Consider the following 20,320-nt stretch of genomic DNA (forward strand, 5'->3'; position numbering starts at 1 on the left):
CATATCTATCATTTCGGAAATCACGCCTTTGACGACATTCCGATCTTCATCATCTTTTAAATCTAGCCCGCAAAAAGCACTTCCATTAAAATCTGTATGCAAATTGAGATAATAACTGGATGAAACAAGTATCGCCATTAAAGCTCTAAACTTTTTTGCTTCTGAGCCAAAATGCTTGTCTGCAATGTTAACAAACATTTCCTCTCCGGCAGCCTCCCGTTCATCAGCTAGTTTCCTTAATGCAGATTTTGACTCGGACAATTCCCAAAGAATTATCTTCTGAAGCTCCTTATTTTTTTTTAATTCATCAAATTGGCCGCTAAGTAAAACTTTTGCTAAAACCTTCCCTCCATCATTAATGTCTGTAGTCTCTACCAATTCGGATAATCACAAAGAATGGCAACAACCACAAAAACAGATATTTTCGTATTTGCCGATTGGATTGGGATTAAAGAACCTACGCTTATCGGAGTCCTTACCGCACAGTTTGCAAAGGGGAGAAAATCCTTTAGTTTCGGGTATGATAAACAATGGTTATTATCTCCTCATAAATTTTTATTAGATCCGGATATTCAGTTATTTTCAGGGAAACAGTTTCCTAATGGAAAAGAAAATTTTGGTGTTTTTTTAGACAGTATGCCAGATACCTGGGGCAGAACTTTGATGAAGCGGAGAGCTTTACAAATTGCTAAAGAACTCGATGAAACTCCTAAAATTTTATACGATATTGATTATCTATTAGGTGTTTATGATGAAACCAGAATTGGAGCGCTTCGTTTCAAAACTGATTTAAACGGAGATTTTTTGGATAATAATCAAGATTATAAGCAAAAAGTGTACTGATTTAGTTCAGAACTAAGATAGTTTTATTCATAATAAACAAAAAATACTCTCTAAGTAAAAGTACACTTTCTTTTGAAGACATACAGCAGCCAGTTAATACTCCGATCCAAGAAGAAACCAATGGAACTGTCAAACCAGTCACCAAGGGAACCTTCATTTATATTGAGGAATAAACCAACCACTCTAAAAATTGGCGGCAGACAAAAAAACATTTTTGAAAGTTCTTATTAATGCCGCCCATTGACAAAGAATATTTTAGTTAAAAATTTTGGAGGATATAATATATCTATTTTTCGCAACAATTTTATATAAATAGTCGGTGATAGATATAGGAAGTAACAACCCAAAACTTATAAAATAGTAAGGAAATTTAAAGTTTTTAAAAATATTGAAAACCGCCTGCGACCTGTTAAAGACCCTACCCCCGTTTACAAAATATATGGTTTGTAAGTCTATAAATTGAATCCCCCGCGCTCTAAGAATTTGGCGAGCTTCCTTACTCCTTACAGGAAGAGTAATAAATTTGTTATTGCTCCTTACACACCATTCTGAAAATTTAGTGCAGAAACCACACTTGTCATCATATATTATATTCATATTATTTCAGTCTATCTATGGTGTCATCATTGGTTTTCTCTTGATTACCCGGCTTGTAAGATTTTCCTGTAACATTCCATTTTAAAATTACTCCAAAGCTTCTTACATCCGCGTATCTTTTTGTTCCATAAAAGTAGTTCGGAACCGTTGTTTCCTCCCATGTCCTATTTGTTTTTAAAATATCATAAGCAAAAAACATAATGTTTAGATTTGAATTTATCTTTTTTGACAGGGTTATATCTAGTTTTTGATTTGTATAATGTTTTATTAATCCGTCTTTATTCGTGGGATTAACCTCATAATTCACATTTAATTTAAAATCTCTCCCTATATTGATTATATTATTGGTTTCGAAAATTAACGATGGGGTGCTTTTAGAAAGCATTCGGTTGTATTCTTTATCATCTATCTTCACATACTGCACTGCTGCAGATGCTTTTAAGATCCACTTCCTATTGAGAAAGGCATTATTATACTCCGTCCCCGCCTGGACTACATATAAATTTTCAAAATTTTTGTATGTTGAGTTTATCCTCCCATTCTCCAAATCATAGAAAGAGCTTGTAAAATCTTTCATATATCCTGCTAATGAAAATAATGACCATTTATTTTTCATTGTTTGATAGCTTACTGCAAAAAACTTCGTAGGGTTAATATCCGAGTCTCCCGATTCGTAGGTGATATCACTGCCCACCCGTTTAAAAGGGTTCAAATAATTATAGTTAGGGCGAAATATTTGCTTTCTAAAAGTAATATTATTTTCCCATTTGCCAGAAGATGTCCAATTATAACTTACATCATATAGTAAGTTTGTATAATCCTTCTTATTTTGATATTCTTTTATTCCTTCTCTGAAAGAGTAATTGATATAAGAGGTTTCTGAACGAAGGCCTATCCTTAATGAACGATTATTAGAAAATGAAAAAGATTGACTGATGTAGGATGCTAGCACTTTTTCATTATATCTGAATGGGGCATCCAGTATAGAGTTTGTAAATATATCCTTATTATTATTTTCAACATTTATATTATGTAGTTTTATACCTGCACTTGTTTCTCCAAGCTTATTCTTGTTCTTATAATCTGCAAAAACAATTATTATCGGGGTCTTCGTGTCCACTTGTTGCTGATCTGTTTGCAACCCATTAAATGTTCCCAAAATATCAGACTTCCCTTTATTAATAACTTGATGACTACCTATTTTCAGCGTATTATCATCATTAAAATTATGTTTGAGTGTTTCCGAAAATTGAAAAAAATTACTCTTTGAATCTATTTCTATCCCCTTGTTGAAGGTTTCATTTTTACTTATTCCTACTTTATCAGAATTAGAGAGGGCATAGGTTCCTGAAAAATCTATTATACTCTTCTCTCCTATATTTAAAGTTCCATTGATGAAAAATCGATGGCTTCTAAAGGTGTTATTGTCTTTATACCCTACTGATATTAAAGGATTTTCCTCGATAATCTGTTGAACTTCTGCCTTATTATTTGTAGGTGTATATCCAAAATTATAACTAGTATAGAATCTTAATTTTGTTCCGCTAAGCCCATAATTTACCCCCGTTGAATTATAAAATTTAGTTTTTATCCCATTGGTTGTATTAATGCCCATTTGGTAACTTCCCTCTCTTTGAGTAAGTTGGACATTGATTACGGCATATACTTCTGATCCATAAGAGGAGTCGGGTGTGGTATCAATAGTTATTTTTCTAATACTTTTAGGGTCTAGTGTCTTCAGATAACTTTCTAAGTCTGCAGCATCCATCTGCATCTGTATTCCATTCACCTCCAATATGGCTACTTTCCCCTGAACTTTTATTGGTGACCCGTCAGAAATGCTTAATAATGGAATTTGTTTCATTCCCTCCCAGACACTTGGTGTATCCTGGAAATCTTTCCCTACAACAGAAACTTCATATTTACCCTCTTTTTTTACAATTTTTGTCGTCTTTTCCGTCTTTATCACAACTTCTTCTATTGTCTTTTCTTTTTGATTAGACTGTCCGAAAGCGAGAGTGCCTGTTAGTATAAGTAGGGTAAATATGATATTTCTCTTCATAGCTTTTCTTTTTTAAATTAATTCTACTTTTTGGCGGATTTAAATTCCTTATGAACCGAACTCATAGTCAGTCCTGTAATCTTATTTTTATCATCAAATTTCATGATTACATCCATTGGTTGGTTTTCAAACCTTACATAGTAGTAATAAATTCCTTTTTCATCTTTGTTTATTTCTATAATACCTTTGTAGTCACCTAGTTTCTGTAATAGCAAATCTGTTTGCGAAAGTTTGCTTGCTGTAAGATCCTTTTTAAGATTATCACTAAAATAGGTGGTGACCTTATTATAATCTTTCTTTTGATAAAGATTATAGATACACTCTCTTCCTAACGCTTGTTGTGATTGTGCAAAACCAAATGCACTGAACATTGTAACGAATACAAATACTAATAAATGTCTCATAATTTTTTATTGTTTATTGTTATATTAAAGTTGTAAAAATTGGTTAAATTCCAAATTATCATCATTGCAGAAAAGAAATATAAGTTTAAGAATACCGCTATGCCTAAGTGCATTGATATCGTCAGAAACAGCCATATATTTCTTGTTTGTTTTATCCATATAAAAAGTGGATATGCCATTTCTATCACTATTGTTGCCCAGCCTATAATTATCAGTAGCGTTGGATTATTTCCTAAAAAGGAAAAATCAAATTGGAAATCCTGGTTAGCAAATGGAAGATGTATCGCCTTCCAAATACTTTCTCCATTCCACCAGTTAAACCCTGTTACTTTTCCTAAGCCGGACAAAAAATATAAAATACTTAAATGGACTTGAAATAACCTCCTATATGGGGTTTTCTCCATATTATTGCAAGGAATTAAAATCAGGTAGAATAGTGACATACTCATAAAAAAGTCTATCCCATAGGTGTAAAATCCGCTACCTTTTACCATTGCAATTTGCATTACAAGTAATATAAAGGCTACTATCCTTGTTCTTACTCCTGTTACTAACAGTACTCCTAATAAAATATATAGCATTTTGAATCCTATAAGAACTTGATCCTCTTGGATACCAAAAGTCTTTAAATAGGAAATTATCTTAGGTAGCGTTAACAGATAGTTAGGGACAAATACATCCATTATATCGCTAGGAACAAAACCCTTGGTTGAATATAGGTTATTAAAATCTGGAAGTATAGAGATTAAATGTAGTATTAGTAATACTCCTATAGATTGTCTAAAAAAGGTGACCCACCTCTGATTTTTTAATTCTTGAAAAAAGAAGTTTTGTAATTTATGGGTTAGTGCTATCATACCTCATATTTTTTTATCATTGCTATTCGCGGTGCAGATTGCTTATTGAAATTTTTGATCGATGGATAATCAAACAGATACATTTTCAGTTCTACCTTACTGCTTTTCGGGTGGTCTTTTTTAATTTTTATCGCCACCTGTTTCATTACGATATCCAAATACCGGTCATGTCTCTCATCAATTTTGTCAAGCTTGTCTAAAAACATATGGTTCATACATGACAATCTCAATTTTCCTTCTTTCGAGTTAGTCGGGATTTCATTCAATTGTTTTATTATATTTCCTTTTTCATCATAGATTCGAATATTAAAAACGAAGTCGCTTGATACATTTGGTCCGAAAAATCCATATCCTGTTTCAAAACCGGTATATTTTCCAAAAAAATCAATAGGTGCCCATTTACTAAAAGCTTCCATTTTGTCTAAAAACTTAGGTCTATCTTTTTTGTAAAAAGAATAATAACTTTCTAAATCTGACAAAATAGAAAAAGAACACATGATAATAAATATCACACTAACTATTATTACCGCACATAGTTTTTGTAATTTATTCATGATTTACCTTTTTAAAATACTGAGCGGAATTTAATATTACACCGCTCAGTATGATTGTTTTTAGTATTTGGACAGAATATTATCCATTTTAGCTCCTGATTCTGTTTCCACTACATTATAGATATGTTCTGTGAAAAAGTCCATACATAAATGTTTGGTAGCCACACTAGCGCCTTCAGAATCCATATCCATTAAACTTTGCACTGATACTTCTTGAGCGCTTACCTGTTTGGTGTTTGCCTTTGTAAATGACATCGCTGTCAAACCCACTACCGCTACTAGCGGAAAAAATAGTTTTTTCATTTTTTTAACTTTTTTGATTTTTTTGTTTAATTATTGCTCCATTTGGTCTTGAGCTTCCGGTGACCTTATGTTAATTTTTCGTGTTCACATAGTCTCACTATTTACTTTTTTCTTTGAGTGTAACTCTCGCAATCTGTAGCTACTGGAATATTTTTTAGATAAATCTTTATTGTTTTTTTCTGATTCAAAAATGGAGTTTTATGCTTTCATTTTTGCTACACTTTGGTGTAGTTCTATGCTGTCGCCTGAAAAACTACACTTTGGTGTAGTGTAGCCCAAGCTCTGGTCGAATTCATATTTTGTGGAAGCAAATGACTATTGTTATCAAGAAATTTTTTAAGCCCTGTATAGGTAAGCAGGACAGGAATAGTCTCAGAGCCTAAATAGTCTATCGAATCGGCAAGGGTAATTGCTTCAATCCCTAATAACTTTAGTACTCTTAGAAGCTTTGCGTCGCATTCTGCCAATGCAAAGCAGTCTTCGTTTTGGCAAACTTCATTTATAGCACAAACCATTAAGGTTTTAAAAACATTGAATCCCGTTTTATCGATCCCTTTTTTTATGGCGAATCTTCCAATGTGCCAAACATTATATTTATTATCTTGCCTAAGACCATCAATGTTGATGTTAAATAACTTCTGCATTGGTAGAACCTCTTTTCCATTCCATTTTGAAACCCTGATGGAACCTACTATTGAATGCTGGTCCATCGAAACAAATATTTTTGAATTATCCAGCTTCAACTCTTCAAGATATATTTCATCAACCTCTTTATCAAGTAATCGGTTGTTTATAAGATGATGGCTGTAATTTTCCTCTACAACAAATTTTGCCAATTCAAAGAGGTTTTGCCTGTCTAAAGAATAATAGTTGAGCATATAGTAATATTTTTAAATCGTTAAATTTTTATCAAAAATATTTCTCTATCATGTTGTTATATGCTACACTTTTGTGTAGATTTGTTTAATTAAGCTAAATACTACACTGTTGTGTAGTATTCTGAATTTTAGAGTTATGGAAGAAAAAAATCAATTCTTTTCAGATAAAAACACGGTAAAGTCTATTTCCGAAAAAGATGCTGTACAAACCGGCAATTATTTAGAAATAGTGAAGGCATTTGCAAGAGTCACCTATATGAGTATCTATGTAATAGATTATCAAAATAAAGGTTTTGAATATGTATCCGATAATCCTCTTTTTCTTTGCGGTCTGACTCCTGACGAAGTACAGGAGTTAGGATATGGCTTTTATTTCCGGAATGTAAAACAGGAAGATTTACCGCTGTTACTAAAAATCAACGAGGTAGGATTTGATTTTTACGAAAAGTTGCCGTTAGAGGATAGGAAAAACTACACAATTTCTTATGACTTCCATATTATAAATGAAAAGAAAAACTCCATACTCATCAACCATAAGCTAACACCGATGTTTCTTACCGAGGATGGCAAAATATGGAAGGCGATGTGCATCGTGGCATTATCCCCAAATCATACTGCAGGAAATATAACCATCTCTAAACAGGGGTCGGAAACATTTTGGAAATACAATTTGGAAAGGAAGAAATGGGTTGAGGAGGCGAAGGCTAAACTATCGGATAGAGAAATTGAGATATTAAGGCTTTACGCAAGAGGTCTTACGATTACTGAAATTGCAGAACAGATATTTGTATCGGCCGATACCGTTAAGTTCCATCGGAGGAAACTGTTTGAAAAAATAGGCGTGCAAAATATTACGGAAGCACTGGCATATGCTACTAACAATAAATTGTTATAAAAAAGCAGCCTTCTTAGGGACTGCTTTCATAGTTTAATTTGATATTGAATTGATATAAAACTCGGGAAACTTTTTATATTTTTTTTGCGTGACTATATTGAACATTATGTGGGTACACATACCTGCCACTATCCACGAAGCAACGGCTAATTGTGGGGGCGGTAAATTTTCTTTTTCCGATTTATAATCCTCGATAATTTTCTCTAACCAAATATTTGGGTTTCCCCAAAATCTTGTGTAGCCAGAAACATACTCCACCATCTTAAGCTCGTTGAAGTTTTCTCCGGAAGTTAAGCTATCCAGTTTCAAACTGTCGGGAGTAATTACCGTTACAAGTCCTCCCCATCCAAGATTATATGGATGCAGTACGGTAATTCCCTTTTTTTGACAAAGCTCGTCAAAAACTAAAGGCACATCACTCGTAAAGTCTAATGCATTTATTGCAATCTGACAATTATCAACTATTTCATCTATATTTTCAGGAGTAATAAACTCGGAATGGAATTTAATATCCGCAGCTGGGTTTATAGCCTTTAAACGGTTGCAAAGTGCTTCAGCCTTATTTTCGGATATATTTTCTTCCGTATAATTTTGGCGATTTAGATTGGAAAGCTCCACTACATCTCCATCTACAACAGTTATGTCCTCAAATCCAAATCTTAGTGCGCATTCGGCAATATTGCTTCCTATACCACTCCCGGCAAGTAATATCGGTGTTGTTTTTATTTTATCTTGCTCCTCGCCAGTTATATATAACCTATTTCTGGAATATCTTTCGTCCATTGTAATTTTTCTTCAAAATTATGGAGCTTAGGAAGTTTAACTGCTACACAAAAGTGTAGTTCTTTCCTGCAAAATAAGTTTTCATAAACGACCGTTTTTTGAAACACTATTTTTTTTATTCAAACATTCATTATTTTAGTTCTCGGGTTGCTCCTCAGCAGAGCCCGATTCCGTTTCGGTTGGCGGGTACAAATTTCAAATGAAAAAACTATATTTACAAACTGTCAAAAAAGTAGACCACTTACCATCTGTATTTAAACTTATTTGACGATTTAGTAATTGAATTTTTGGCAACAATAAGTATGAATTTTTCAGAATCGTGGATTTTTTCGGCTCCTTGGTTTTGTGTAGGCACCTCCCCTTTTCAGTATTGTTCAAAAATATTAATTTCTTTTAGTTTTTGTTGTTAAATGATATGGAAAAGTGGCCAAGAAAAGCGGCTGCCTTTGGGATGGCTTGCTGTCCATTTTTCCACATCACCGGTGATAAGCCTCCCAGCTCTTGTAAAATTAACCGAAAGTATTGCTGTCTTTTTTATACTAGGATCGGACGTTTTTCAAGTCGAACTACTCCAAGATTTTAAAATCCTTATAAAAAAATTAATTTGATTGTTATTATAAACATTTTTAGTAATTTTGTGTATAATATAAGACAAATGAAAGTCAAGAAACAAATTATACTGCCCAAATATGAATCCACCTTACAGCAGATGGGTGAGAATTTTAAACTTGCCCGGAAAAGGAGAAATCTTTCAACGATACAAGTCGCCGAGCGGGCCGGAATTTCCAGGTCAACACTTTACCTTATTGAAAAGGGAGATGCAAAGGTTTCTATGGGGGCATATTTCAATGTGTTAAGAGTATTAGGATTGCAGGATGATTTTCTGAAATTAGCATCAGATGATGAACTCGGACGCAGATTACAGGATTTAGAACTTTTATAATCACAAAGAATGGCTGCATCAATAAAAACAGATATTTTCGTGTTTGCCGATTGGATGGGTATTAAAGAACCTACGCTTATCGGAGTCCTTACAGCACAGTTCGCAAAGGGGAGAAAATCCTTTAGTTTCGGGTATGATAAACAATGGTTATTATCTCCTCATAAATTTTTATTAGATCCGGATATTCAGTTATTTTCAGGGAAACAGTTTCCTAATGGAAAAGAAAATTTTGGTGTTTTTTTAGACAGTATGCCAGATACCTGGGGCAGAACTTTGATGAAGCGGAGAGCTTTACAAATTGCTAAAGAACTCGATGAAACCCCTAAAATTTTATACGATATTGATTATCTATTAGGTGTTTATGATGAAACCAGAATTGGAGCGCTTCGTTTTAAAACTGATTTAAACGGAGATTTTTTGGATAATAATCAAGATTATCCAACTCCGCCCTGGACATCTGTTAGAGAATTGCAATATGCCGTATCTCAATTGGAAAACGAAGACGAAAAGCACATTAAACAATGGTTGGAAATTCTCATTGCTCCGGGTTCTTCCCTCGGCGGTGCAAGACCAAAAGCTAATATCTTGGATGAAAAGAACGAACTTTGGATTGCAAAATTTCCTTCAAAAAATGACACCATCAACAAAGGTGCTTGGGAATTTTTGGCTTATCGGTTGGCCCTGGATTGCGGTATTGAAATGTCTGAAAGCAAAATAGAGAAAATAAACCACCCTCATCATACTTTTTTTACCAAAAGATTTGACAGAAAAGGAAGGCAAAGAATCCACTTTTCTTCTGCAATGACGATGACAGGAAATAATGAAGAAAAATTGAAAGAACACACAGCGAGTTATCTTGATATTGCAGAGTTTCTCATGAACAACGGTACAGATATAGACAACAACCTCAAACAACTCTGGCGAAGAATTGTCTTTAATATTGCCATTTCCAACACCGATGATCATTTGAGAAACCACGGATTTATCCTAACTGAAAACGGCTGGATATTGTCTCCGGCTTACGACCTTAACCCTTCTGTTGATAAAAATGGCTTATCACTCAACATCAACTATGATGAAAATGACATAGATATAGAATTAGCCAAAAGCGTTGGAGAATACTTCAGATTAAATAATACCGACATGAATCAAATCATTGATGAGGTTTTCGGTTCCGTAAAAAACTGGAGAAATGTCGCTACAGAAATAGGCATTTCAAGAGGCGAACAGGAATTGATGGCAAAGGCTTTTAAAAACTTCAAATAATCAAATGAAACGATTTTGTAATTGCCACCATTCATTTCAGCCGTCATTATAATCCGTGATAAATTTTTGGTTTTTTTTACTTTAAAGCTCGATGTTTAAAAAGTGAAAAAGTTTATAAATTTCAGCAACGCTCATTTCTTCATTCTCTTTATTAAATTCTCCTATTTTTTCAGCGCTTTTAATAGCGGTGGCTAAATTTGATTTAAGCCTATTGTATATATTCTTTCTGACAAAGAAATCTTCTTTTTTCTCGTATTCAGGAAAATGCTTTTTTAATTCTTTATGAACCTGCGAACAGCCTTTGTAGGGCTTAGCAGTTTCTTGAAAATGTAAAAGAAACCAATATTCTAAACATGGGTTATTGATCAATATCTCAAGTTTATCATTAGTATATTTTTTAACAAATTCTTCTTTCAATCTCAAAAATTTTTTCAATGGCGTTTCTCCTCCTTTACCTGCGGAGTTTTCTTGTGCTAATAGCACATCCAAATCAACTATCCAGATAACTTTATCATAGACTTGCAACTTTTCTTTTAAATCATAGAAGCAGGTTTGAATATCTTTTCGAGAAACCAAATCAGGCTTAATATCAAAATATTTTGGCTGCTCAATACGAGCCAATGCTGTGAGATACCATTTTTCGGTTTCACCATCTACAATAATTGCAGATTTTTTCTTTATTTCTCTATGGTTAATCCTCCTTGCCATTTCCATTAATGTAAGGGTCAGACAATTCGGGAACCGCACCTAATTTTCCAATTTTATACGCATTGTAAACAGAACTCGTGTTTCTGATAACCGAAGTATCAAAATCAACTAAGCTGTATAAATCCGTAGAACCATTTTCCTGTTTTTCTGCAAACCAAACAGCATCAGGGCGGAAAAGGTCTTTTTCCATCAAAAATTCACGATAATGCGAAGTGCAAATTATTTGCGAATTTTTGGAATTTACTAAATATAGCAGTAGAAAGTGCTTTAGTAAGTCCGGATGCAGGGAGGATTCTATTTCATCGATCATTAATCCTGCTGAAGAATGAATGAGACTCGATAAAATTCCACTGAATTCATAATATCTCTTGGTTCCTTCTGATTCCATATCAAAAGGTAAATTGTAGGTATGTCCTTCAACCGTGTGCTTGAACATCAATTGCTGGGCTTCAATTTCGTTGGCCCCCCGGACAACATTTTCTTCAAAAATCTCTTTAAATTTATTGGGAACCAATGAACGCAATTCTTCTGTAACTTGTATTTTTACATTTTCTATGCTCACATCAGAAATTTTGAAATCAGCTTTCTGAAGCAATTCAATGATACTGGGTTTTAAAAAGGAATTATTCTTTAACAGGTTATTGGTGAACCCCATTAAGTCGGTATTTGGAACTATAATATCCCCCAAATATTGAGTGAAAAAATGTACGGCATTTTGTAGATCCTTAGATTCCAAATTTGTTTTTAAATACCCACTTAATACAGAATTATTCCACAGAGTATTGGCTTCCAATATCTCCCTATCTGTTTTGCTGATTTTTACAGTAGATCCAAATGTAATTACTGTCGTTTCTGAATTAAGATTTGAAACCCTTTCAAAAACTAAGGATTTTCTAGTTTTAAGGTTGTATAACCTCTCGCTATGAACCGCTTTTCTGGTTAAGCTAATTTCATAAAGATATTTCGTCTGATCTGAATAAAATTCAACTTCAAATCGTGATAACTTTTCCAACGCATTTTCTTGAAATAAAAAAGGCATAAAATTAATTTCTTGATTTTTAACTCGTGGAGCTGCTAAAACAAAAGCTCTTAAAAATGTAATTGCCTTTATAATATTAGTTTTTCCTGACGCATTGGCACCATAAATAAAAGCCATTTTCAATAAACGGTCTTTATTATTCGGCTTTACAATATAATAGTCTTCCAAATGGGTAGAATTATCTGCTTCCATAGATAGTATAACACGATCTTTTATCGAACCAAAATTTTCTACAGTGAATTTTGAAATCATTTTAAGTTTATTATTTGTAATTCATTTACAAATATAAGTATTAAAATCCTAAAAACAACATTTTAAATGTGTTATTGACTAAATATTTAAGACAACTTAATATTAATTTTCCCTACACCACCACTCATTCAAATCATTACAATTGTGGTAAATCAGGGAGCAATCTTCCACATCTGAGTAAAGGTTTTTGATTTTTGTTTTTAGAGAAATTCCATTGTTGTCGTTGTCCAAAAACAGTAAGATCTTATCATATCCCCTTAAAATTTCTTCGGCTTTGAAAACATCGCCGTAGAATTTAAAATCAAATAATCACAACTCGGTGTATTGTCTTGTTCTAAATTTCGGAAGGTTAAATAATCAAAGAAACCTTCAAAAAGAGCTATTTCTTTATGTTTTATTTCCGATTGAATCAGTGTAATATCCTTTTTCCCAAGGCAAATTTTTGAATAAGCATTCCTGATTTCAAAGCCTTTGGAATTATTTTGAAAACCAATTCCAAAGCCTTGTTTTCTGCCAAGTTGGTAATGGACTTCTTTTACTAAATCTTTTTGTTCAAGGACTTTGCGGGATTTCAGATAATCCAACAATGCCGGATGTTTAACTTCCTGAACGTTGAGAATTTGATAATTTTCCGGTTTGGGAGTGAGTGTTTTTGGAGTAAAATTCTGGTTGAGAACCACAAATTGAGACAGGTATTTCAAAGCGTCCGAAACAGAACATTTTTTTAACTGCTGAACGATGGAAATTACATCATAGCTCTTGCCGGTTCCGAAGTCGAATGCTATTTTCTTCTCAAAATCTACACAAAGGCTGGGTTTTTCTTCTTCGCGATCCAGGGCGAAATAAAATGCCGTCTTTGAATGTTTTTTCGCCGGAAATTTTCCAAAGGACTCCAAAACCGTACGGATGTCGACTTTTTCTTTGATGTTTTTACAATTCATTTTTTTTGTTTTTAGAGCAATTGAGTTATCCACATTTTCCTTTTAAATAAAAAAAGCTTTTTTATTACTTTTATAATACTTTTAATGATTCTCGTTATCGCCTTTCAGCAAGGCGATAGAGCCACTTTTGGCAGGAGTGCAATTCCGAAAAATCAAGAGTGCAATTCCGAAAAAAGGCTGTTTTTCGCAGGAGTGCAATTCCGAATTGATTTTTTAATTTTGGCCTAATTTCCGATTTTATCCACAATTTCATGGGGTTATCCACAGGTTTTTTCGGTTCTTCAATCGGGACACGAGTGCAATTCCGAAAAGAGGTCGGTAAAAATTTTGATTTTAACATTTCCTTAAGTTTTAAGAGTGCAATTCCGAAAAGCACAGGAGTGCAATTCCGAATTCATACAATAACGGGATACCCGTTCGGTAATAATTGTCCCATTTTGGTCTCCCCATAAATTTCAATAATGAAGCCCTGCATCTGTTGCAAGAACGCTTTTCCCTGCCACTCTGTTGACTTGATATTGTTCTGCCGGCTGATCCTGACAAATCGTTTAAAAGCTTTCTCGATAAGCTCCCTGGTTTGTGCAATGTTTTGGTATTGGTAGGAAAACCGCTGCATTTCCTCTGTTTTTAGTCCATAGCGCTTACGGAAGTAAAGCAGCCTTCTGTTGACAGACTTTTTATCCTGCGAAATTTCAATGCTCTTTTCGGCCATAGGGTTTGGATTGGCAAAAGGAATTATCGTAATGAAATCGCCTTTATAATGGTAAAGAAACGAGCGGTCGTTGTATTGGTTAAACTTGAGCTTTGCGGGTTTTAAAAATTTGGAGCAGAAGTCGTTGGCGGTTCTATAGTTTAATCCGAATTTTTTATTTAAGGTGGAAAGTCTTAGCGGGACGCCTTCCTTGGGAAGTTTCGTTAACCATATCGCCAGAAGGATGTGCTTATTATTCCGGATATGGTACACCAGATTATACAGAACATAGTTATATTCAGGAATGACCAAGAGCTTTTTGAGCCAGTAGCTGCTTATGAGAAAGCGGGTGTATCCCCTCTGGTCGTAGGCGGGCGTGGAGATCAACCCCCCGAAAGTTTTGATTTCTTTACCCTGCCGGTTTGTAGATTTATACCAGCCCATCTTAAACCTGGCGAGGAATTCATAAGCCTCTACCACCTGTTTCGTGGAACCGCTAGGAGATATTTTATGGTTCGGGATTTTAAGGGATACAAAAATATTGTTTTCGGTTTCAAATTCATCCTCAAACAATGAAAGCTGCTTAGGCCTGTCCTGCGGGCGAAACTGTTCGCTGCCGATTATAGAAACGATATTGAATATAACCCGTAAGGCATTGATGGGAATATCCGCCGCTTCCGCCCCTTCAAAAAGGAAATCATCTGCAAAAGAATTGCCCAACCGAATTTTTTCTGGCTCGGTCGTTTTGGGCGATTCAAATTGCTTTCGGATGATTTTTGAATCCTTCTCTGGCACGGTCATTCTGCTATCTCGATATAGAATAATGTCTATTATAATTTCTAATTATGGCCTAATTCTTCGGGGACTTTGATGTCGGGGATTGGTAGAATTGCATTTAATTCTTGATTTGAATTCTCCCTCATATACGGCAATAGCTGTTTTAAGGCTAGCCTCCAATTGGTAATGGGACGATTGGAGTTGTTCTTCCACCCATTGCCTTTCCAGAAGCTATACTTTTGGATTAGTTCAGAGTGAAGCGGTGGCACGAAGGCGTCCAGGGTTTGGGCATATTCTAAAAACTCATCCAAAGTGGGAATGCAGGATTGATGCCCAATATTTGGCGTACTGGTTTGCGGGAGTTCTCCCTCACTTGAATTGAGATTCCTATTGCTATCCTTATCATTTCGCTTTTGTTTTTGATGGTAAGGCGTTAAAGCAGTTTCCTCTTCAGGCTTCTTATCCCTGCTATATTTCTTCCGCTCTGTCTCTTTGCGACAAACAGCCCCGGCCTCCCGGAAAGGATAATCCACAATAATCCTGTATGATCCGGAGATGCCATTTTTAGTCCCATACTCAATGAGTCCGAGTTTGTTTAATTTCTGCTTGGTGGCCTTCACGGTTTTTCTGGTTATGCCCAAAGCCCTGCCTACTGCGACATCGGAAGCCGTGACTGCATATCCGTTGGCATCTTTTGCTAACTTTAAAAGGTAGAGGTACATCGCAATGGCAGTGGCCCCGATGTTGATTTTTTCATTGAATTTCCAAAATTTATGGATGAGTTCCGAATAATACATCGCCTATGATGCTTCGTCAAAAAGCTTTAACGCCTTCTCCTTATTGGTAACGATTAAATGCTTTCTCTGAAAGATGGCACCTTTTAATATCCCTGATGATTTTATTTTTGATGCCGTGGAAACAGAACAGCCTAAAAGATCTGCCAAACCTTGCAAGCCAAAGGTATATTTACTTTCTCTCTGTATCTGATTTGAAACATCTATAAATTCCTCTACAGTAAGCTTCCAAATCGGGGTTTTAGGGTCTATGTTTTTCATAGGTTTTTATTGAATAATTTTAATACCTTCTCTGAGTCAATGATAATCTTTCTGCCGTTTTGGATGATGGCCTCATCAAACATCCCCGTGCTTTTGAGCTTGCTGGCATGGTTTTTTGAGCAGCCTAAAATTTTGGCTAAGCCGGCAAGCCCGTAGACATAGTTTTTATTCAGAGTTTCGGAGTCTGCTTCTTCTGTTTTTGTTGAAGGAATTTTGGAGTCTAATAATTCTACAAACTCTCCAATGGTTAATTGCCATAAAGGCTTGCTTAAATCTTCCATTTATGTTTTTTATTTTTAGCTTATTCCGTTCCTCAGTATCTTAACTTTAGCTCCTATATTACAAAATAGTGTTAATTGTCTAAAAAAAGATACTTTCATGTTATTTTGCATTGTAATATATTATTTTAACTATATTTGCATTGTACAACATTGCAAATATATAGATTTTAATCTATGTAAATAAAGCTTTTTAAACAAAAATACAATCTTACATATCATGACAATCACAGAAAGGCTTCAAGCCTATATGGCGCACAAAGGCTTAAACCCGAACAGGATTACTGTGGAGGCGGGGTTATCGAACGGGTTAATCGGAAGGGCGATTAAGAATAACTCCGGATTAAACTCTGACACTATAGAAAAAATACTATCTGCTTACGACGATTTAAGCCCGGAGTGGTTTATTTCTGAAATTGGATCAATGCTAAAAACCAATCACCAGTCTAACCATAACGGTAACGGCAACAATGTAAACAGCAATATTAATGGGAACATCAGTGGAAATGTTACTATTTCCCATAGTGAGTTTTCCAATATGATTGACATCCAGAAAGGTTATCAGGAAATGCAGCGTGAGCTTAGCGATCGATTGAAGACCTGCCAGGAGCAGCTATCAGATAGTATGAAACAAGTAGCTTCTCTAATTGAACTCATTAAAAAATAGAAAACTTTCTATAATTTATTAAAGACTATTCTCGATTTTTCAATCAAAAACAAATTATAAACTTCAAAATAAAACTATGCAAATAGAAAATGAGATAATAATAAAAAAGCTCGATCGTATAGAGAAATATATTTTCGGACTCAAAGATATTCTAAATGTGGAAGAACTTTCACACTATACAGGATTAAGAAAATCCTATATATACAAATTAGTCCATAAAAACCTTATCCCTTACTCTAAACCTAATGGAAAAGTCTTATTTTTTGAAAGAAAAAAAATAGATTTATGGCTAACAAGTAATAGTACTAAATCCACTTCAGAAATAGAGCAAGAGATGGAAGACTATTTAAGTAATAAAAGAGAATAGTAAATTATTTTACAACACGATAGAGGTATAAAGAATTAGTTACAATAAAACTTCCATCGCCTCATCAATAACCGAACTTTCAAGATCTTTAAGATAGACCTGCGTAATTGAAACATTTTGATGTCCCATTGCCTCAGAAATAATATCTGTCGAAATACCCTTCTGTTTTAGATTTGTTGCAAAGCTATGTCTTGCTACATAACTGGTAATTTTTGCATCAATTCCACACAATTCTGCTATTTTTTTCAAATCTTTATTAAATTTCTTTAAAACTTTATCTTTTCTATATTCAATTTGCATCGGAGTTAAGTTATCACTTAGTAAAATTGGGAAAATATAGCTTGTATTATTCTTATTATTTTCTTTATAAAAATCTAAAATTTTCCTCACAGGAGGAGTAATTTTAATACTAAAATTTGTTTTTGTCTTTCTTCTTTTATAGATAATTTTTTCATTTTCAATATTACTCCAAGTAAGCATCATCATATCATAAAAATTCATTCCTCTAGTAAAATAACTAAACAAATAGTAGTTTTTCGAATTAAGCAATGTTGGATAATTTTCACAATTAAAATTTTTAATTTTTTCCATATCCTCAATTGCTAAAGCCCTCTTATTGCTAGAAGATTTTAATTTAGATATTTTATAAACATCAAAAGGATAATCATCTTTGGAAGCGATTTTTTCTTTAATAGCAGCATTAAACAAGGCTCTAATTGTCCTCATTTTCACAGAAATACCTCCATCAGTCCCGTTATTTGATCTTAAAAAAACTTCATAATTATTAAGTAGCGATGGGGTGATATATTTGAAATCAATACTTTTTTCAGATCCAAGAAATTTGAAAAAACTTCTTTTTGCATCTTTATAAGCTCTAGCATTTCCGGTTTGTTTAGATTTAACCAGCATTTCAATTTTATTCTCCCAAAATTGATTAACAGTAATTTTTTTATTCCTTTTGAAATCATAAAAAATTTCTTCAAATTCGTTTATTGACAAATCCTTCCCATCAGAAAAACTATCCAGAAATATTTTTTCACATCTATTTTTAAGTTTAAGAATAGATGCATTTTTTTGTTGATATTCAGGACAGTTTTTTCTAAATTCTGAAGTTTTATCATTCCATTGAGATTTTTCGCATGAAAATCCGGTAGAAATATATTTCCTTTTTCTATCTTTAGTAATTCGAAGAAAAATTGGATACAATCCATTTGAAAGAACTTTATCTTTAAGAACTAATTTTGATGTTGCCATAGTTCAATCTCATATCTTGGGTTACACATAGGTAACACAAATTTACGAAATAAAAGATAAAAATAGATAACATAAGAAAAAAAACAAATTACACAATCGATTAAATATCAATTAATTACAAAATAAAGGAAAACAAGAGAAAATAAAAAATTACAGCCTTCTAAGCAGACGGTCATAGGTTCGAATCCTATCGCGCTCACAAAAGCCGCTTTTTTAAGGATCGGTTTTTTTCGTTTCAAAAATTTGCGCTATAATTGGCAATGTAAAATATTTTATAAGTTTGCAAAACAAGATGGCAATATAGTAGAGTCATGATGTCGGAACGGCGGCTGGCCTAGCCAGTAGGAGTGGGTTCGAGTCCCACCGCTTATTGTCATCTTATTTTTTTTACAGTGCCTGCTTAAATTCTTTTGGATTAACTACTGTTCGTACTGATAAGATATTACCACTTTAGTTTTACCTTTTTTTTGTCTGGATGGATTGTGAGCTTGTTTCTAATATCCATATACTAAAATACTGCTCCCATTTTCAAAATATAAGTGCATCTTTTTTCTGTTGTGTGAAAATCTACAATTGCGGATTCAGAAGCAATAATAACAGAGGTATAATATTTGCTGAGGTCTTGGCAGATTTTATTTTATGAAAAAAATCCTAATTATCATTACCTCTCACGCTGATATGCTCAACACCAATACCAAAACTGGTGTTTGGCTGGGAGAATTTACTGAACCTTATTACAAATTCCTGGATGCCGGACACGAAGTCACACTAGCTTCTTTGGCTGGAGGTCGTCCGCCCATTGATGAAACAAGCCAGCTAACAGAAAATATTACTGGCGCTAACCGCCGCTTCAACGATGACAATGCTGCGCAGGAAGCCTTCAACAATACTTTAAAGCTTACCGAAATCAACGCTGCCGATTATGACGCGGTATTTTTTCCGGGAGGGCACGGCCCAATGTTCGATTTGGCAGATGACGATGCCACAGGAAGAATTATTCTGGAATTTTACAAAAACAACAAACCGATTTCCACAGTGTGCCACGGACCTGCGGCACTAATTGCAGCAACCAAACATCAGCCTAATTTCCTGAAAGACAAGAAGATAAGCTGCTTCAGCAATGCCGAAGAAGCATTGGTTTTCAAAAAAGACAATGTGCCTTATCTGCTAGAAGACCGTATGAAAGAACTTGGCGCTGAGATTGATAATTCTGTGATTCCTTTTGCGCCACATTCCGTGCAGGATGGCAACCTGATTACCGGGCAAAATCCGCTTTCTTCAGGGAAAGTGGCAGATGCACTTTTGGAAGCGCTAAAATAATTTCAGTTAAAAACTTTTCAGAGCGGCATTCACAAGCCGCTTTTTTATTTATCGAAAAAGTTAGGATGCTCGTTCTGAATTTCCCCAACAGAATCTAAAACTTTTTGCTTTAACGAATCCTGATAATTTTTCAGTTTTTTTGCGATTTCTTCATTTGAGGTTCCGAGGATTTTCGCGGCTAAAATCCCGGCGTTTGTCGCACCGTTCAGCGCAACCGTTGCCACTGGAATTCCAGACGGCATCTGTAAAATCGACAATATAGAATCCCAGCCGTCAATCGAATTGGAAGACAAAATCGGCACGCCAATCACAGGCAAAGTGGTGCAGCTTGCCACCATTCCCGGCAAATGCGCAGCGCCGCCAGCACCAGCGATGATGACTTTTATGCCGCGATCTGCAGCTGTTTTCGCATAATCGAACATTCGTTCCGGTGTTCTGTGTGCAGAAACTATCGTCAGCTCAAACGAAATCTCCATCGATTTTAAAAAATCTGCAGCCTGAGACATCATGGGTAAATCACTCTTGCTGCCCATTATTATACCAATCATACCTTTGCGAATTTTTACAAAATATTACGAATTATTGA

Annotated in this window: 25 protein-coding genes and 1 pseudogene; 7 read left to right on the forward strand and 19 right to left on the reverse strand. The window is 34.5% G+C overall.

Features of this window, described 5'->3' with window-relative positions:
- Window positions 1-378: pseudogene (locus tag BUB43_RS06845) on the reverse strand (TetR/AcrR family transcriptional regulator); the annotation flags it as partial.
- Between the two features lie 18 nt (window positions 379-396).
- Between BUB43_RS06845 and BUB43_RS06850 the strand changes: the two are divergent.
- The gene (locus BUB43_RS06850; protein ID WP_073179560.1) at window positions 397-843 is read left to right on the forward strand and encodes a HipA N-terminal domain-containing protein; all 447 of its coding nucleotides are present in this window, start codon (window positions 397-399) and stop codon (window positions 841-843) included.
- Between the two features lie 255 nt (window positions 844-1,098).
- Here BUB43_RS06850 and BUB43_RS06855 read toward each other — a convergent pair whose 3' ends face one another.
- The 7 genes from BUB43_RS06855 to BUB43_RS06885 form a co-directional block, all read right to left on the reverse strand.
- On the reverse strand, window positions 1,099-1,440 hold the full coding sequence (locus tag BUB43_RS06855; protein WP_073179562.1) for a thiol-disulfide oxidoreductase DCC family protein: 342 nt from the start codon (window positions 1,438-1,440) through the stop codon (window positions 1,099-1,101).
- 1 nt (window position 1,441) lies between these two features.
- On the reverse strand, window positions 1,442-3,502 hold the full coding sequence (locus BUB43_RS06860; protein ID WP_073179564.1) for an outer membrane beta-barrel protein: 2,061 nt from the start codon (window positions 3,500-3,502) through the stop codon (window positions 1,442-1,444).
- A 23-nt stretch (window positions 3,503-3,525) separates the two neighbouring features.
- Window positions 3,526-3,906 carry a DUF3887 domain-containing protein gene (locus tag BUB43_RS06865; protein ID WP_073179566.1) on the reverse strand — a complete coding sequence of 127 codons (381 nt, stop codon included), beginning with the start codon at window positions 3,904-3,906 and terminating at the stop codon, window positions 3,526-3,528.
- Complete coding sequence (locus BUB43_RS06870; RefSeq protein ID WP_073179567.1) at window positions 3,903-4,763, reverse strand: hypothetical protein; 861 nt, start codon at window positions 4,761-4,763, stop codon at window positions 3,903-3,905. The genes BUB43_RS06865 and BUB43_RS06870 overlap by 4 nt, the downstream gene beginning before the upstream one ends.
- Window positions 4,760-5,317 (reverse strand): hypothetical protein, encoded by a 558-nt coding sequence (locus BUB43_RS06875; protein WP_073179569.1) that lies wholly within the window; start codon window positions 5,315-5,317, stop codon window positions 4,760-4,762. Before BUB43_RS06875 ends, BUB43_RS06870 begins: the two co-directional genes overlap by 4 nt.
- Window positions 5,318-5,377: 60 nt before the next feature.
- The gene (locus BUB43_RS06880; protein WP_143154060.1) at window positions 5,378-5,620 is read right to left on the reverse strand and encodes a hypothetical protein; all 243 of its coding nucleotides are present in this window, start codon (window positions 5,618-5,620) and stop codon (window positions 5,378-5,380) included.
- 233 nt (window positions 5,621-5,853) lie between these two features.
- Window positions 5,854-6,498 carry an N-acyl amino acid synthase FeeM domain-containing protein gene (locus BUB43_RS06885; RefSeq protein ID WP_073179572.1) on the reverse strand — a complete coding sequence of 215 codons (645 nt, stop codon included), beginning with the start codon at window positions 6,496-6,498 and terminating at the stop codon, window positions 5,854-5,856.
- 136 nt (window positions 6,499-6,634) lie between these two features.
- Between BUB43_RS06885 and BUB43_RS06890 the strand changes: the two genes are divergently transcribed.
- Window positions 6,635-7,393, forward strand: coding sequence for a response regulator transcription factor (locus BUB43_RS06890; protein ID WP_073179573.1), 759 nt, complete (start codon window positions 6,635-6,637; stop codon window positions 7,391-7,393).
- 33 nt (window positions 7,394-7,426) lie between these two features.
- Here the strand turns inward: BUB43_RS06890 and BUB43_RS06895 are convergent, their stop codons facing one another.
- Window positions 7,427-8,176 carry a ThiF family adenylyltransferase gene (locus tag BUB43_RS06895; RefSeq protein WP_073179575.1) on the reverse strand — a complete coding sequence of 250 codons (750 nt, stop codon included), beginning with the start codon at window positions 8,174-8,176 and terminating at the stop codon, window positions 7,427-7,429.
- A gap of 655 nt (window positions 8,177-8,831) precedes the next feature.
- On the opposite strand from BUB43_RS06895, the gene BUB43_RS06905 reads away from it, so the two are divergent.
- Window positions 8,832-9,119, forward strand: coding sequence for a helix-turn-helix domain-containing protein (locus BUB43_RS06905; protein ID WP_073179578.1), 288 nt, complete (start codon window positions 8,832-8,834; stop codon window positions 9,117-9,119).
- Window positions 9,120-9,128: 9 nt separating this feature from the next.
- Window positions 9,129-10,385, forward strand: coding sequence for a type II toxin-antitoxin system HipA family toxin (locus tag BUB43_RS06910; protein WP_073179580.1), 1,257 nt, complete (start codon window positions 9,129-9,131; stop codon window positions 10,383-10,385).
- Window positions 10,386-10,466: 81 nt separating this feature from the next.
- Here the strand turns inward: BUB43_RS06910 and BUB43_RS06915 are convergent, their stop codons facing one another.
- From BUB43_RS06915 to BUB43_RS06945, 8 genes are all read right to left on the reverse strand, one after another.
- Window positions 10,467-11,093 carry an RloB family protein gene (locus BUB43_RS06915; protein ID WP_073179851.1) on the reverse strand — a complete coding sequence of 209 codons (627 nt, stop codon included), beginning with the start codon at window positions 11,091-11,093 and terminating at the stop codon, window positions 10,467-10,469.
- Window positions 11,077-12,384 (reverse strand): AAA family ATPase, encoded by a 1,308-nt coding sequence (locus tag BUB43_RS06920; RefSeq protein ID WP_073179582.1) that lies wholly within the window; start codon window positions 12,382-12,384, stop codon window positions 11,077-11,079. Before BUB43_RS06920 ends, BUB43_RS06915 begins: the two co-directional genes overlap by 17 nt.
- A 102-nt stretch (window positions 12,385-12,486) precedes the next feature.
- Window positions 12,487-12,615 (reverse strand): hypothetical protein, encoded by a 129-nt coding sequence (locus BUB43_RS11465; protein WP_260200500.1) that lies wholly within the window; start codon window positions 12,613-12,615, stop codon window positions 12,487-12,489.
- 26 nt (window positions 12,616-12,641) lie between these two features.
- Entirely contained in the window at window positions 12,642-13,358 is a 717-nt protein-coding gene (locus tag BUB43_RS06925; RefSeq protein ID WP_260200501.1) for a CHC2 zinc finger domain-containing protein, read from the reverse strand.
- A gap of 361 nt (window positions 13,359-13,719) precedes the next feature.
- Complete coding sequence (locus BUB43_RS06930) at window positions 13,720-14,817, reverse strand: hypothetical protein (RefSeq protein WP_073179583.1); 1,098 nt, start codon at window positions 14,815-14,817, stop codon at window positions 13,720-13,722.
- A 38-nt stretch (window positions 14,818-14,855) separates the two neighbouring features.
- Window positions 14,856-15,590: a helix-turn-helix domain-containing protein gene (locus BUB43_RS06935; protein ID WP_073179585.1), complete on the reverse strand. Its 735-nt coding sequence runs from the start codon at window positions 15,588-15,590 to the stop codon at window positions 14,856-14,858.
- A gap of 3 nt (window positions 15,591-15,593) precedes the next feature.
- Window positions 15,594-15,848, reverse strand: a complete 255-nt coding sequence (locus tag BUB43_RS06940) for a DUF3853 family protein (RefSeq protein WP_073179587.1) — start codon at window positions 15,846-15,848, stop codon at window positions 15,594-15,596.
- A complete protein-coding gene (locus BUB43_RS06945; protein WP_073179589.1) occupies window positions 15,845-16,129 on the reverse strand; it encodes a DUF3853 family protein in 285 nt (94 codons plus the stop codon). The genes BUB43_RS06940 and BUB43_RS06945 overlap by 4 nt, the downstream gene beginning before the upstream one ends.
- Window positions 16,130-16,346: 217 nt before the next feature.
- On the opposite strand from BUB43_RS06945, the gene BUB43_RS06950 reads away from it, so the two are divergent.
- Both BUB43_RS06950 and BUB43_RS06955 read left to right on the forward strand, forming a co-directional pair.
- The gene (locus tag BUB43_RS06950; protein ID WP_073179591.1) at window positions 16,347-16,793 is read left to right on the forward strand and encodes a hypothetical protein; all 447 of its coding nucleotides are present in this window, start codon (window positions 16,347-16,349) and stop codon (window positions 16,791-16,793) included.
- Window positions 16,794-16,869: 76 nt separating this feature from the next.
- Entirely contained in the window at window positions 16,870-17,160 is a 291-nt protein-coding gene (locus BUB43_RS06955) for a helix-turn-helix transcriptional regulator (protein WP_221404000.1), read from the forward strand.
- A gap of 39 nt (window positions 17,161-17,199) precedes the next feature.
- Here the strand turns inward: BUB43_RS06955 and BUB43_RS06960 are convergent, their stop codons facing one another.
- A complete protein-coding gene (locus BUB43_RS06960; RefSeq protein ID WP_073179593.1) occupies window positions 17,200-18,414 on the reverse strand; it encodes a site-specific integrase in 1,215 nt (404 codons plus the stop codon).
- Between the two features lie 639 nt (window positions 18,415-19,053).
- On the opposite strand from BUB43_RS06960, the gene BUB43_RS06965 reads away from it, so the two are divergent.
- Complete coding sequence (locus BUB43_RS06965; protein WP_073179595.1) at window positions 19,054-19,734, forward strand: type 1 glutamine amidotransferase domain-containing protein; 681 nt, start codon at window positions 19,054-19,056, stop codon at window positions 19,732-19,734.
- Window positions 19,735-19,778: 44 nt separating this feature from the next.
- Here the strand turns inward: BUB43_RS06965 and purE are convergent, their stop codons facing one another.
- Entirely contained in the window at window positions 19,779-20,282 is a 504-nt protein-coding gene (gene purE, locus BUB43_RS06970) for a 5-(carboxyamino)imidazole ribonucleotide mutase (RefSeq protein WP_073179597.1), read from the reverse strand.
- Between the last annotated feature and the right edge of the window lie 38 nt (window positions 20,283-20,320).

It is taken from the genome of Cruoricaptor ignavus, assembly GCF_900141665.1.
GTDB lineage: Bacteria > Bacteroidota > Bacteroidia > Flavobacteriales > Weeksellaceae > Cruoricaptor > Cruoricaptor ignavus.

Excerpts from the sequence above, each read along its gene's own strand:
- BUB43_RS06850 (WP_073179560.1), top strand. The coding sequence starts at position 397 with ATGGCAACAACCACAAAAACAGATATTTTCGTATTTGCCGATTGGATT.
- BUB43_RS06855 (WP_073179562.1), bottom strand. The coding sequence starts at position 1,440 with ATGAATATAATATATGATGACAAGTGTGGTTTCTGCACTAAATTTTCA.
- BUB43_RS06860 (WP_073179564.1), bottom strand. The coding sequence starts at position 3,502 with ATGAAGAGAAATATCATATTTACCCTACTTATACTAACAGGCACTCTC.
- BUB43_RS06865 (WP_073179566.1), bottom strand. The coding sequence starts at position 3,906 with ATGAGACATTTATTAGTATTTGTATTCGTTACAATGTTCAGTGCATTT.
- BUB43_RS06870 (WP_073179567.1), bottom strand. The coding sequence starts at position 4,763 with ATGATAGCACTAACCCATAAATTACAAAACTTCTTTTTTCAAGAATTA.
- BUB43_RS06875 (WP_073179569.1), bottom strand. The coding sequence starts at position 5,317 with ATGAATAAATTACAAAAACTATGTGCGGTAATAATAGTTAGTGTGATA.
- BUB43_RS06880 (WP_143154060.1), bottom strand. The coding sequence starts at position 5,620 with ATGAAAAAACTATTTTTTCCGCTAGTAGCGGTAGTGGGTTTGACAGCG.
- BUB43_RS06885 (WP_073179572.1), bottom strand. The coding sequence starts at position 6,498 with ATGCTCAACTATTATTCTTTAGACAGGCAAAACCTCTTTGAATTGGCA.
- BUB43_RS06890 (WP_073179573.1), top strand. The coding sequence starts at position 6,635 with ATGGAAGAAAAAAATCAATTCTTTTCAGATAAAAACACGGTAAAGTCT.
- BUB43_RS06895 (WP_073179575.1), bottom strand. The coding sequence starts at position 8,176 with ATGGACGAAAGATATTCCAGAAATAGGTTATATATAACTGGCGAGGAG.
- BUB43_RS06905 (WP_073179578.1), top strand. The coding sequence starts at position 8,832 with ATGAAAGTCAAGAAACAAATTATACTGCCCAAATATGAATCCACCTTA.
- BUB43_RS06910 (WP_073179580.1), top strand. The coding sequence starts at position 9,129 with ATGGCTGCATCAATAAAAACAGATATTTTCGTGTTTGCCGATTGGATG.
- BUB43_RS06915 (WP_073179851.1), bottom strand. The coding sequence starts at position 11,093 with ATGGCAAGGAGGATTAACCATAGAGAAATAAAGAAAAAATCTGCAATT.
- BUB43_RS06920 (WP_073179582.1), bottom strand. The coding sequence starts at position 12,384 with ATGATTTCAAAATTCACTGTAGAAAATTTTGGTTCGATAAAAGATCGT.
- BUB43_RS06930 (WP_073179583.1), bottom strand. The coding sequence starts at position 14,817 with ATGACCGTGCCAGAGAAGGATTCAAAAATCATCCGAAAGCAATTTGAA.
- BUB43_RS06935 (WP_073179585.1), bottom strand. The coding sequence starts at position 15,590 with ATGTATTATTCGGAACTCATCCATAAATTTTGGAAATTCAATGAAAAA.
- BUB43_RS06940 (WP_073179587.1), bottom strand. The coding sequence starts at position 15,848 with ATGAAAAACATAGACCCTAAAACCCCGATTTGGAAGCTTACTGTAGAG.
- BUB43_RS06945 (WP_073179589.1), bottom strand. The coding sequence starts at position 16,129 with ATGGAAGATTTAAGCAAGCCTTTATGGCAATTAACCATTGGAGAGTTT.
- BUB43_RS06950 (WP_073179591.1), top strand. The coding sequence starts at position 16,347 with ATGACAATCACAGAAAGGCTTCAAGCCTATATGGCGCACAAAGGCTTA.
- BUB43_RS06955 (WP_221404000.1), top strand. The coding sequence starts at position 16,870 with ATGCAAATAGAAAATGAGATAATAATAAAAAAGCTCGATCGTATAGAG.
- BUB43_RS06960 (WP_073179593.1), bottom strand. The coding sequence starts at position 18,414 with ATGGCAACATCAAAATTAGTTCTTAAAGATAAAGTTCTTTCAAATGGA.
- BUB43_RS06965 (WP_073179595.1), top strand. The coding sequence starts at position 19,054 with ATGAAAAAAATCCTAATTATCATTACCTCTCACGCTGATATGCTCAAC.
- purE (WP_073179597.1), bottom strand. The coding sequence starts at position 20,282 with ATGATTGGTATAATAATGGGCAGCAAGAGTGATTTACCCATGATGTCT.